This window comes from Pseudomonas alkylphenolica (genome assembly GCF_000746525.1).
GTDB lineage: Bacteria > Pseudomonadota > Gammaproteobacteria > Pseudomonadales > Pseudomonadaceae > Aquipseudomonas > Aquipseudomonas alkylphenolica.
Genome location: NZ_CP009048.1, coordinates 5292622 through 5304306, shown reverse-complemented (window position 1 = coordinate 5304306; position 11685 = coordinate 5292622). Strand labels below are relative to the sequence as shown.

At 62.5% G+C, this 11685-nt stretch carries 10 protein-coding genes; 3 read left to right on the top strand and 7 right to left on the bottom strand.

What is annotated here, in order from left to right; all coding sequences use genetic code 11:
• Window positions 1-12 precede the first annotated feature (12 nt).
• Window positions 13-513, top strand: coding sequence for a YgjP-like metallopeptidase domain-containing protein (locus PSAKL28_RS24310; RefSeq protein ID WP_038615312.1), 501 nt, complete (start codon window positions 13-15; stop codon window positions 511-513).
• Window positions 514-530: 17 nt separating this feature from the next.
• A complete protein-coding gene (locus PSAKL28_RS24305; RefSeq protein WP_038615310.1) occupies window positions 531-827 on the top strand; it encodes a winged helix-turn-helix domain-containing protein in 297 nt (98 codons plus the stop codon).
• Between the two features lie 68 nt (window positions 828-895).
• Here PSAKL28_RS24305 and PSAKL28_RS24300 read toward each other — a convergent pair whose 3' ends face one another.
• A complete protein-coding gene (locus PSAKL28_RS24300) occupies window positions 896-1348 on the bottom strand; it encodes a GNAT family N-acetyltransferase (protein WP_038615308.1) in 453 nt (150 codons plus the stop codon).
• A 240-nt stretch (window positions 1349-1588) separates the two neighbouring features.
• Between PSAKL28_RS24300 and PSAKL28_RS24295 the strand changes: the two genes are divergently transcribed.
• Window positions 1589-2326, top strand: coding sequence for a substrate-binding periplasmic protein (locus tag PSAKL28_RS24295; protein ID WP_038615306.1), 738 nt, complete (start codon window positions 1589-1591; stop codon window positions 2324-2326).
• On the opposite strand, the gene yccS is transcribed toward PSAKL28_RS24295, so the two are convergent.
• The 6 genes from yccS to PSAKL28_RS24265 all read right to left on the bottom strand — a co-directional run bounded on the left by yccS (window position 2327) and on the right by PSAKL28_RS24265 (window position 11655).
• Window positions 2327-4507: a YccS family putative transporter gene (gene yccS, locus PSAKL28_RS24290; protein ID WP_038615304.1), complete on the bottom strand. Its 2181-nt coding sequence runs from the start codon at window positions 4505-4507 to the stop codon at window positions 2327-2329. It lies immediately after the preceding gene.
• 118 nt (window positions 4508-4625) lie between these two features.
• The gene (locus tag PSAKL28_RS24285) at window positions 4626-5807 is read right to left on the bottom strand and encodes a BaiN/RdsA family NAD(P)/FAD-dependent oxidoreductase (protein ID WP_038615302.1); all 1182 of its coding nucleotides are present in this window, start codon (window positions 5805-5807) and stop codon (window positions 4626-4628) included.
• A gap of 107 nt (window positions 5808-5914) precedes the next feature.
• Entirely contained in the window at window positions 5915-7252 is a 1338-nt protein-coding gene (dbpA, locus tag PSAKL28_RS24280; protein ID WP_257011914.1) for an ATP-dependent RNA helicase DbpA, read from the bottom strand.
• A 105-nt stretch (window positions 7253-7357) separates the two neighbouring features.
• Entirely contained in the window at window positions 7358-8785 is a 1428-nt protein-coding gene (gene mdtD, locus PSAKL28_RS24275; RefSeq protein ID WP_038615300.1) for a multidrug transporter subunit MdtD, read from the bottom strand.
• 96 nt (window positions 8786-8881) lie between these two features.
• Complete coding sequence (locus tag PSAKL28_RS24270) at window positions 8882-10213, bottom strand: TldD/PmbA family protein (RefSeq protein WP_038615297.1); 1332 nt, start codon at window positions 10211-10213, stop codon at window positions 8882-8884.
• Window positions 10213-11655: a TldD/PmbA family protein gene (locus PSAKL28_RS24265; RefSeq protein ID WP_038615295.1), complete on the bottom strand. Its 1443-nt coding sequence runs from the start codon at window positions 11653-11655 to the stop codon at window positions 10213-10215. The genes PSAKL28_RS24270 and PSAKL28_RS24265 overlap by 1 nt, the downstream gene beginning before the upstream one ends.
• Window positions 11656-11685 lie beyond the last annotated feature (30 nt).

The following is an 11685-nucleotide window of genomic DNA, read 5'->3' as shown; positions in this document are numbered from 1 at the left end:
TGCTTTGCGACCATGACTGCGCTCAAGTACCTGCAAGCCTATCCGTCTACCCTGCAAGATCAGGTCCGCCAGTTGATTGCCAGCAATCGCCTGGGCGATTACCTGCAGCAGCGTTACCCGCAGCGTCATGATGTGCAGAGTGACAAGGCGCTGTACAGCTATGTCCAGGGGCTCAAGCAGGAGTACCTGCGCAATGCGCCGAACCTGGACAAAGTGTTGTTCGATAACCGCCTTGACCTTACCCACCGCGCATTGGGCCTGCATACGGCGGTGTCGCGGGTGCAGGGCGGCAAGCTGAAGGCGAAGAAAGAAATCCGCATTGCCTCGTTGTTCAGGGAGGCGGCGCCGCAGTTTTTGAAAATGATTGTCGTGCATGAGCTGGCCCATTTGAAAGAAAGCGAGCACAACAAAGCCTTCTACCAGCTCTGCGAACACATGCAGCCGGGCTACCATCAACTGGAGTTCGACCTGCGTGTTTACCTGACTTACCGCGAGCTGCCTGGCAGCGCGTGAGCCCCAAGGATTTGCCAATGGACGTGAGCAAGACCAAGACCAGTTTCTACCGCCGGCTGTATGTTGCCTGGTTGATCGACAGCCAGACCGCCGCCAGTGTGCCGGCGCTGATGGAGGCGACCGGCATGCCGCGGCGCACGGCTCAGGACACCATCGCGGCCTTGGCCGACCTGGATATTGTCTGTGAGTTCGAGCAGCAGGCGGGAGCGCGTAATCATGCCGGGCATTACCGGATTCACGACTGGGGGGCGATCGACAAGCAGTGGATCATCCAGCATTTGCGCAGTATTCGTGAGGTGCTTGGGTATCCTTGAGGGCCTCATCGCGGGGCAAGCCCGCTCCCACAGAGTTGCTGTGGGAGCGGGCTTGCCCCGCGATGCTTTTAGCCGCGCCGCATGCCGATATGTGGAATATCGTCCTCAAGATACTCCTCGCCCACCACCACAAAGCCATAGCGCTTGTAGTAGTCCTGCAGGTGCGCCTGTGCCGACAGGTACACCGGCACGCCGGGCCAGTGCTTCTCAGCCTGCTCAAGGGCCTTTTCCATCAGTTCATGGCCCAATCCCTTACCGCGCGCCGACGCTGCGCTGACTACCCGGCCAATCACCACATCGCCACCCTGGGACTCCGGATCGAGCAGTCGCAAGTAGGCATGCAGCTCGTCGTCCTGCCAGGCCATCAGGTGGTGAGTATCGCCCTCCAGGTCTCGGCCATCGACTTCCTGATAGGCGCACTTTTGTTCAACGACGAAGACTTCGGTGCGCAGCCGCAGAATGGCATAGAGTTGTTCCTTGCCAAGGTCGCTGTGATGTTTACAGATCCAGTCGATGGACATAGGTGGTTCTCGAACAGTTGATTGGCTTGATCATCGCAGATGCTACCGGCAAGGACGAGGGCGAAATTGCCATAAGTCAACACAGGGTGTGACCACACTCAAAATGAAGGCCATTTGATATCATTGTCTCTGCCTTAAGGCTTCATCTTTGTGTAACCTGCGCCAACGTGCTGACAGCGGTACCTCTCAAGCAGTCGATATCAACGACGCGTAATGGCGCGTCTACTAAAGGATTTGAGCATGGCTGCACCGCTTCGAGCCTTGGCTTTGCTTGGAATGCTGTTGCTGTTCAACACCGCGCAGGCTGAAAAGCTGCGTCTGGTTGCCGACAGTTGGCCGCCCTTTACTGACGCTGGTATGCCAGGTGGCGGCCTGGCCACAGTGATTGTCACCACCGCCTTGCACCGTGCCGGTTACACCAGCGAATTCGAGCAGGTGCCTTGGGCGCGGGCGCTGCTGGGGGTGGAGGAAGGGCGCTACGACGTGTTGATCAACGCCTGGTTCAATGAGAGCCGTACCCGGATCGGGACGTTTTCCAGCGCTTACCTGACCAATCGCATCCGCTTGCTCAAGCGCAAGGGCGATTCGCTCAAGTTCAAGTCCCTGAACGATCTGTACCCTTATCCTGTGGCGGTTGTCAGGGACTATGCCTATTCGCCCGCGTTTGACGCCGATGCACAGCTGCAAAAGATTCCGGTACGCAATTTTTCGGTCGCCGTGCGCATGCTTGCCGCCGGCAGGGTGGGACTAACCCTGGAGGACGAATACGTCGCCCGTTACTTCCTGCAGCGCGAATCGCGTTCGGTACGTGACAGTGTCGAGTTCATCGACAAGCCGCTCAGCGAAAACACCCTGCATATCCTGGTGAGCCTGAAGGCTCCCGAGCATCAGCAGATCGTTGCCGGTTTCAACCGGGCCATCGGTGAGATGAAGGCCGATGGCAGCTACCAGCGGTTGCTCAAACACTACGGATTCTGATCAGGCTGGCGCATCTTTGATCAGGTGTGCAGCCAGGGTGCGCAGCGGGCCCAGTTGACGACAGATCAACGCCAGTTGGGTCTGCACCAGACGCTGGTTTTCTTCCAGCTCTTCGGGCATCTGCTCAAGTTCGATGGCCAACGCTTCTTCAGCATCGCTGTGGATAGCCACCGGCAACTTGCTGGCCAGACCTTCGGCAATCTCATCCAGGCTGTTGGCCAGGCTGGCCCCGGCACCATCGATCAACTGCTCGTGAACATCGGCCGGCAGTGTGGTTTCACGATGCGCGCCCAAACCTGACAGGTAACTGAGCAAGGTGTGCGAGAGCACCAGAAAGCGAAAGCCGACATCCGCCTCCTTACGAAAATGCCCAGGCTCCATGAGCATGTTGGCCAGGGTGGTCGACAGCGCCGCGTCGGCATTGTGGGCATTGCGCCGGGCCAGGCGGTAGGCCAGGTCGTCGCGCTTGCCTTGGGCATACTGCTGCATGATCTGGCGCAGGTAGGTGCTGTTGCAGCTCAGGGTGTTGGCCAGCACTTTGTTCAGCCGTCGGCCCTGCCAGTCGGGGAGGAACAGGAACACCGCGAGAATCGCGATCAGGCTGCCGACCAGGGTATCGAACAGACGTGGCAGGAACAGCCCGTAGCCATCGCCGACCTGGTTGAAGCAGAACAGCACCATCAGGGTGATTGCCGCAGTGGCCAGGGTATAGCGAGTGGTGCGGTTGACGAAGAACACCACCCCGGCGGCAACGGCGAACAGCGACTGGATGATCGGGCTCGGAAACAGGTCGAACAGCGCCCAGCCCACCGTCAGGCCGATGCCGGTACCGATGATCCGCTGCACCAGCTTGCGCCGCGTCGCACCGTAGTTGGGCTGGCAGACGAACAGGGTGGTGAGGATGATCCAGTATCCCTGGGTCGGGTGGATCAGGTGGACCATGCCGTAACCGATCGACAGTGCCAGCGGCAGGCGCAGGGCATGGCGGAACAACAGTGAAGTCGGGGTCAGTTGCTGACGCAGGCGGTTCCAGACATCCGCCAGGTTGCGCGGTGAACGGTCGAGCAGGCTACTGTCGCTGGCATCGGCGAGGTTGTCGGGGTTGCTTGCATCACTGAGCAGACGGTCGAGGGTTGCCAGGTTGGCGGCCAGGGCCCGCAGCGAGCGCAGCAGCCCGCGCCAGGCCGGGTTGCTCTGCATGCGCAGGTGTTCCAGGGAGGCATTCAGGTCGTCCAGGGCCTGGGTAAAACCGCTGTCATAGATGAACGGCTGGCGCAGCTGGATCGACTCGGACAACTGCTGGCAGGCCACGCCTTGCTGGCGTAGCAGGCGCTGGCAGCGAAACAGCACGTCGCTGTGGAAGAAGGCTTCGGTCAGGGCGTTGTAGGGGTAATGCGACGAGCTGGCGCGCTCGTGGATATCCTGAGCGAGAAAGTACAGCTTCAGGTAACGGCTGACCTTGGAGCCCGGCCGGCCATTGCCGACTCGGTGCAGGATGATTTCCTTGGCCGCATTGAGCGCGGCCACCACGCGGCCATTCTGCTGCGCCAGTTCCAGGCGCCGGGCTTCCACATCCAGCTGACGGATCGGTTCGAACAGGGTGGCCTTGAGTTTCAGGTAGCGGCCCAGTTCGCGGAACAGGCGCGCCAGGCTTTGCTGCACCGGCTGGTTGGAGAACAGTGCCTGCCAGAGCACCGAGAGCAGCCCGTACCAGGCGGCGCCCGCTACCAGCAGCAGCGGTTCGTGCCAGAAGTCGCTGACCTCACCGCCGCGTTGGTCCACGCCGATCATGGTGTAGACCGAGAGAATCAGCGTGGCCGAGGCGATGGCGCCGTAGCGTTCGCCGAGGGCGCCCAGCATGGTCAGGGCAAAACTGGCCAGGGCCAGGGCGCAGACAAAAATCAGCGGGTAGGGGAACAGCAACTCCACCGACAGTGCGGCAACGGTAAAACACACCAGGGTGACCGCGAGGGCGTTCAGGCGCCCTTGCCAGCTGTCGTCGGTCTCGGCCAGGGCGCTGGCGATGATGCCCAGGAACAGCGGGATCAGCAGGCTCATCTCGTCCTGATACCAGCACAGCAACATGCTGCCGGTCAGGGCGATGAGTACGCGGATGGCATAGCTGAATTTGTCCAGAGCCCAGAGACGGCGCAATGATTGGCTGAACGAGGAGGATGACATGTCGGGTAGGCAGGCCTTGGGCGATGATCGAAATTGAGCTGATCAGACAGCAAGCGTGTTACGGCTGTCACCTGACCAGCAAAATTTGTTCCTTGATGCGCTGATTCTACCGCGAAGGTTAGACGAACTGCGCGGCCGCGTACGCCGATGCCCAGGCCCACTGGAAGTTGAAGCCACCCAGGTGGCCGCTGACGTCGAGCACTTCGCCGATGAAGTACAGCCCTGGGCTTTTCAGCGACTCCATGGTCTTGGACGACACTTCGCGGGTATCGACGCCGCCCAGGGTCACCTCGGCGGTGCGGTAGCCTTCGGTGCCCGCCGGTACCACCTGCCAGGCGCCGAGCTTGTCGCTGACCTGCGCCAGTTCCGCCGGGGTGTACTGTTTCATCGGCTTGGAAACGAACCAGTGCTCGCTGAGCAGGTTGGCCATTTTCTTGGTGAAGACCTCGCCGAGCAGGGTTTTCAGTTCGCTGTTGGGGCGTTCGGCTTGTTGCTGTTGCAGCCAGGTCAAGGCGTCGTGGTCTGGCAGCAGGTTGATCTCGACCGTGTCGCCGGCTTCCCAGAACGAAGAAATCTGCAGGATCGCCGGCCCGCTCAGGCCGCGGTGGGTGAACAACAGATTCTCCCGGAAACTGGTGCCGTTGCAGCTGGCGATACAGTCCACGGAGCTACCGGACAGCTCGGTGCAGATGCCCTTGAGCACCGGCTCGGTAATGGTGAACGGCACCAGCGCGGCGCGCGTCGACAGCAGGCTGTGGCCGAACTGGCGGGCAACCTGATAGCCAAAGCCGGTCGCGCCCAGGGTCGGGATCGACAGACCGCCGGTGGCGATCACCAGCGACTGGCACTGGAATTGTCCGGCGCTGGTTTCCAGCAGGTAACCGCCGTCGACCTTCTCGATCTGATCGATGCGGGTGTCCATGCGCAGCTCGGCGCCGGCGTTATCGCACTCGCGCAGGAGCATGTCGAGGATGTCGCTGGATTTGTTATCGCAGAACAGCTGGCCGAGTTTTTTCTCGTGATAGGGCACAGCGTGTTTGCTGACCATCTCGATGAAATCCCACTGGGTGTAGCGGGCCAGGGCCGACTTGCAGAAGTGCGGGTTCTGCGAGAGGAAGTTGGCAGGCTCGGTGTACATGTTGGTGAAGTTACAGCGGCCACCTCCGGACATCAGGATCTTTTTGCCCGGTTTGTTGGCGTGGTCGAGCAACAGTACCCGGCGGCCGCGACCGGCGGCAGTCAGGGCACACATCAGGCCGGCGGCGCCAGCGCCAATGATGATCACTTCGGTGGAACGCACTGCAAATCCCCTGCAACGGTGGTGAGACTATCGCGGGGCAAGCCCGCTCCCACAGTCGGTGGGAGCGGGCTTGCCCCGCGATCAGGCCAGTAAATTCAACAAACAGCTCAGACGATGCGCACCCGTAGCGACCGGCCCTTGATTTTGCCATTGTTCAGACGCTGCAGCGCTTGTTTGGCGACCGCGCGTTCCACCGCAACAAAGGCCTGGAAGTCGAAAATGGCGATCTTGCCCACCTGGGTGCCCGGCAACCCGGCGTCGCCGGTCAAGGCGCCGAGGATATCGCCCGGGCGCAGTTTGTCTTTGCGCCCGGCAGCAATGCACAGGGTACTCATGGTCGGTAGCAGCGGAGCGCCGTTCTGAGCCTTGAGGCTGTCCAGCTGTTCCCAGCGCAGCGCGGCTTTCTGAATGTCTTCGATGGCCTGGGCACGGTGGCCTTCGGCCGGGGCGACCAGGCTGATGGCCAGACCTTTCTCGCCGGCACGGCCGGTACGGCCAACGCGGTGCACATGAATCTCGGCATCGCGAGCCAGTTCGACGTTGATGACCATGTCCAGGGCATCGATGTCCAGACCACGGGCGGCGACGTCGGTTGCCACCAGCACCGACAGGCTGCGGTTGGCGAACAGGGTCAGGACCTGGTCACGGTCGCGCTGCTCGAGGTCGCCATGCAGCGCTTGAGCGGAAATGCCCTTGGCCTGCAGGTGCTCGACCAGCTCCTGGCATTGCTGCTTGGTGAAGCAGAACGCTACGCACGATTGCGGGCGGAAGTGGCCGAGCACCTTGGTGACCGCCTCCATGCGCTGCTCTGGAGTGATTTCGTAGAAATGCTGTTCGATCTGGCTGTCGGCGTGCAGGGTTTCGACCTTGACGGTCTGCGGGTCACGCATGAAGGTCGAGGCCAGCTGCTTGATGCCCGACGGATAGGTCGCCGAGAACAGCAGGGTCTGACGGCGCTTCGGGGTTTGTCCGATGATGTCGGCGATGGCGTCGTAGAAGCCCATGTCGAGCATACGGTCGGCTTCATCGAGAATCAGCGTGTTGAGACCGTCGAGCACCAGGGTGCCTTTGCTCAGGTGCTGCTGAATGCGGCCCGGGGTGCCGACGATGATATGCGCGCCGTGTTCCAGCGAAGCAATCTGCGGGCCCAGGGACACACCGCCGCACAGGGTCAGGATCTTGATGTTGTCTTCGGCGCGGGCCAGACGGCGCAGCTCTTTGGCCACCTGGTCAGCCAGCTCGCGGGTCGGGCACAGGACCAGGGCCTGGCAACCGAAGTAGCGCGGGTTGATCGGGTTGAGCAGGCCGATGCCGAATGCAGCGGTCTTGCCACTGCCGGTCTTGGCCTGGGCGATCAGGTCCATGCCCTTGAGGATTACCGGCAGGCTCTGGGCCTGGATCGGGGTCATCTGGGCGTAGCCGAGGGCGTCCAGGTTGGCCAGCATGGCGGCGGACAGCGGCAAGGTGGCGAAGGCGGTGGCAATGGTGGTCACGAGGCGGGCCTGCAAAACAAAATGTCGCGCAGTGTACCAGCCTCGACGCCATTAGCCCTAAGGCTCGATCTCCGGTTCCGGACGAGGGGCACGCCTTCCGTCCGTCCTCGACAGCTGCATGAAGATCGCGGCGGCCAGCATGGCCATCAGACCGATCGTCAGGAAGGTCAGCTGAAACGCGCCCAGCGTGCTCTCGATGCCTTCGGCACTGCCCGACGCCGTGAAGCCGCCGAGCAGTGCGCCGGCACACGCCACGCCAAGGCTCAGGGACAGCTGCGCCACCACCGACAGCAGGCTGTTGCCACTGCTGGCGCTGGCGTCGTCGAGGTCGATCAGGGTCACCGTGTTCATCGCCGTGAACTGCATGGAGTTCACCGCGCCGAGCAGACCCAGCTGGAACAGCAGCAGGGCATAGGGCGTTTGCTCGTCCACCAGCCCCAGACTGGCCAGCAACAGGCCGAGCAACAGGGTGTTGCCGGTGAGGATGGTGCGGTAGCCGAAGCGTTCGATCAGTGGCCGGGCGATGGATTTGGCCAGCATCGCTGCCGCCGCCAGGGGAATCATGCTCATACCGGCCTGTGCCGGCGAGTAACCCAGGGCTACCTGCAACAGCAACGGCACCAGAAACGGCAGGGCGCCACTGCCCAGACGGGCGAACAGGTTGCCGAGGATGCCGACGGAGAAGGTCCGGGTGCGAAACAGCCTGGGCGAAAACAGCGGATTGTCGACGCTGCCTGCGCGCAGCCAGTAAGCCGCTAGGCACGCCATACCGGCGAACAGCAACAACATCACCCGCAGGTGTGGCAGGTGCAGTTCGCCCAGGCCTTCCATGGCAATGGTGATCAGCACCATGGCCGCACCGAACAGCACAAAGCCGACGCCGTCGAAGCGCGTGCGCTCGCTGCCACGCAGGTCGGGGATGAAGCGCCAGACGGCGTAACAGCCGATGACACCGACCGGCAGGTTGAGCAGGAAGATCCAGTGCCAGCTGAGGATTTCCACCAGCCAGCCGCCCATGGTCGGGCCCAGCAGCGGACCGAGCAGACCGGGGATGGTGATGAAGCTCATGATCCGCACCAGCTCCGAACGCGGGTAGGCGCGCAGCACCACCAGCCTTCCGACCGGCAGCATCAAGGCGCCGCCCAGGCCCTGGACCACCCGCGCCGCTACCAGCATGCTCAGGCTTTCGGCCAGGGCGCAGAGCAGCGAGCCGAAACTGAACAGCAAAATGGCGCCGAAGAAGATCCGTTTGGTGCCGAAGCGGTCGGCGATCCAGCCCGAGGCAGGGATCAGCAGGGCTACGGTGAGCATGTAGGCGATGATCACCGACTGCATGCGCAGCGGGTCTTCGGCCAAGTCGCGGGCCATGGCCGGCAGGGCGGTGTTGAGGATGGTGCCGTCCAGCGACTGCATGAAGAAGGCGATGGCTACGACCCAGGGGATCCAGCGGGCGGTGACAGGGTCCAGCGGGGCGCGGTTGGGCATGGCTTTTTGTCTAATCCTTCAGGGGGCTATCGCGGGGCAAGCCCGCTCCCACAGTCTCAACCCCGGTGGGAGCGGGCTTGCCCCGCGATAGGCTAATCACAATGTCAACGTCAGGCGTTTAACCAAAGCCCCCGGCAAATGGCTCGAACTGGTCTGCCTTTGGCCGTAAGTACTGGTCGACAGAATCAACTCCCGCTCTGCGGTCAGAGCCTCCAGTTGTGAACCCAACAAACTGTAGACGCTGTCATCAAAGCGCATGGTGCTGACCGGTGCCTGGATCTGTCCGTCCTCGACCCAGAACGTGGCGAAGCGGGTCAGGCCGGTCATGCGCGCGGCCGGCAGGTCGGAGAAGTTCAGGTACCAGAGGTTGCTGATGTACAGGCCAGTGCCCAGGCGACTGAGGATGTCGCGCTGTTCGAGGTCGCCAGCGGCCATGCTCAGGGCGCAAGGTGACTCATGCCCGTCGGCACCGTTGGCCGCCAACTCGAACTCGGCGGCGCTGCGGGCGCAGATCAGGCGGTCGAGCCCCTGGCCTTGCTCGATCAGGCGCAAATCGCTGCGCGGCGTGCCCTCGTCGGAAAACGCCGGGCTCAACGAGCCGCTGACCTGCTCGGCAATGCTGACCAGCGGATTCAGGCGCGCATCACCGGCGTACAGGCGTTGCAACGGACTGTTCTTGGTCGCCAGCGACTGCGCGGAAAACCCGCCCCAGCAGAGCATGCCCATGATTTCATCGATTGCCGCCGGAGCCAGGTAGGCGCGGTACTCGCCGGGTGCCAGGGTCTTGAGCGGGCGGCCGAGGTATTCCAGCTGTTCGCGTGCCTGGCGCAGGCGCAGGGCAAAGGCGTCGCTGTTCCACTGCTGCCCGGCATAGTTGGCTTTGACCGCCTGGCCGTTGCTGTGGAACAAGCTCCAGTCAAAGTTGAAGCTGTTGGCCTGGTGCCAGCCAAACGCGCCGAACGAACTGGCAAAGCCTCGGCAAATCGGGCCTGCGGCATAGATGCCAACCAGGTCCAGTTCGCCGGCGCCGAGCTCGATTTGTGCCAGCACCTGTTCTATCTCAGGCAGCGTCTGATCTTGCACGCTGTGGCTTTGCCAGTCGCTGTCGTTGAGCTGCAGGTAAGGGTCGGCTTCAAGCAATGGCAAGGTCTGACGCAGTTGCCCGATAGCCTCGGCCAGGCGCTGCTGATCGACGTCGGCGTCGTTGCCGAGGGTGAACTGCAGCTCAGCCTGGCGCCCGTCCTTGACCAGCTTGAGGACGCAGCTGGCCTGCTGCACCTCGCCGGCCTGGCGCACTTTGGCGTGGTTGAAGCGAATGAACTGCGAGTGTTCGGCACTGTAGCTGAGGGTGAAGTGTTCGGGCGCGCGTACCTGCTTTTGCAGGCTGGCGACCAGGCTCTGGAAGCTTTGCAGTGGGGTGGCAGCCATCAGGCGTCTCCTCCGAATACGTCGATCTGGCTGAATACGCAGGCAGGTGAGGCGTGCCCGACCCGCACCACCTGGTTCGGCTCGCCCTTGCCGCAGTTCGGCGTCCCGAGAACCTGCAAGGTGCTGGCGTCGCCAACCGCGCTGAGGTTGCCCCAGAACTGCGCGGAAATCCCTCGGTAGTTGGGATTCTTGACCACGCCCTTGAGCTCGCCGTTTTCGATCAACTGGCCCCACTCACAGCCGAACTGGAATTTGTTGCGTGCATCATCGATGGACCAGGAGCGGTTGGTGCGCATCAGGATGCCGTGTTCGATATTGACGATCAGCTGCTCGAGGCTCTGGTCGCCTGGCTCGATATTGAGGTTGGCCATGCGATCGATAGGCGCCCGGTTCCAGCCACAGGCGCGGCTGTTGGCAACGCCGTCCAGGCCCGAGCGGAACTGCGACAAGGCCCCGCCCAGCGGACGCAGGAGCAAGCCGTCGCGGATCAGGAACTGCTTGCTGGCAGCACTGCCGTCGTCGTCATGGCTGTAGCTGGCCAGTTCTTCGCCGATGGTCGGGTCGAAGGTCACGTTGAGCAGTTTCGAGCCGTATTGCAGAGTGCCGAAGTCACTGGCTTTGACGAAGCTGGTACCGGCGTAGTTGCGCTCGTCGCCAAGGATGCGGTCCATTTCCAGCGGGTGACCGATGGACTCATGGATCTGCAGCATCATCTGGTCCGGCATCAACAGCAGATCGCGCACGCCGCTCGGGGTATTGGGCGCCAGCAGCAGTTGCAGCGCCTGGTCGGCGACCTTGACGCCAGCGCCAACCAGGCCGCAGCGTTCGATGACATCCAGGCCGCCCTGCTGGCCGAAGTTCTCCCGGCCCAGGGTGCGGCTCTGGCTGTCCTGACCATCGAAGGCGGTGACTGCGAAGCCTGGATAGATAAAGCGTTGAGCCTGGCGCAGTTCGGCACCGGCGGTGTTCAAGTAAATCTGTTCGACGTTGCTGATGCCAAGGCTGGCCTGCCAGTTCACCAGGCGGCTGTCGGCGGGCACACTGTTCGACTCACCGGCGAGCAGGTCATAGCAGTCGGCCAGGGATGGCAAGGGCTGTTCGAGGTTTGGCGAGCGATAGTCGCTGCGCTGCGTGGCTACCGGTTGCTCGCTGAGGTCAAGCAGGGCACGTGCGCCAATCTGCGCGGCGAGTCGCTCGGCCTGTTCCAGGGCGCGTTGCAGGCCGGACTGGGACAGGTCGGCAGTGGCGGCGTAGGCTTCCACGCCCTTGAGCCGGACCGTCAGCATGGCCCCTTCATCGCGGAAGAAGAACGGCGGCTCGGCAACGTTTTTGCGCACTGACAGTTGCTGCTGGGACTGCTGCACATAGCGCAGGGAAAAAAACTCGGCACCGCTGCGCAGGGCGGCAAAGCGCTGGCGCAGCAATGCAGTCATCTCGAACATGCAAGAAACCTCCGTGTGTACGGTGGTTCC

What these genes read in the sequence shown, in the direction of transcription:
- PSAKL28_RS24310 (WP_038615312.1), top strand. Translation starts at nt 13, where the DNA reads ATGACTGCGCTCAAGTACCTGCAAGCCTATCCGTCTACCCTGCAAGAT.
- PSAKL28_RS24305 (WP_038615310.1), top strand. Translation starts at nt 531, where the DNA reads ATGGACGTGAGCAAGACCAAGACCAGTTTCTACCGCCGGCTGTATGTT.
- PSAKL28_RS24300 (WP_038615308.1), bottom strand. Translation starts at nt 1,348, where the DNA reads ATGTCCATCGACTGGATCTGTAAACATCACAGCGACCTTGGCAAGGAA.
- PSAKL28_RS24295 (WP_038615306.1), top strand. Translation starts at nt 1,589, where the DNA reads ATGGCTGCACCGCTTCGAGCCTTGGCTTTGCTTGGAATGCTGTTGCTG.
- yccS (WP_038615304.1), bottom strand. Translation starts at nt 4,507, where the DNA reads ATGTCATCCTCCTCGTTCAGCCAATCATTGCGCCGTCTCTGGGCTCTG.
- dbpA (WP_257011914.1), bottom strand. Translation starts at nt 7,252, where the DNA reads ATGCTGGCCAACCTGGACGCCCTCGGCTACGCCCAGATGACCCCGATC.
- mdtD (WP_038615300.1), bottom strand. Translation starts at nt 8,785, where the DNA reads ATGCCCAACCGCGCCCCGCTGGACCCTGTCACCGCCCGCTGGATCCCC.
- PSAKL28_RS24270 (WP_038615297.1), bottom strand. Translation starts at nt 10,213, where the DNA reads ATGGCTGCCACCCCACTGCAAAGCTTCCAGAGCCTGGTCGCCAGCCTG.
- PSAKL28_RS24265 (WP_038615295.1), bottom strand. Translation starts at nt 11,655, where the DNA reads ATGTTCGAGATGACTGCATTGCTGCGCCAGCGCTTTGCCGCCCTGCGC.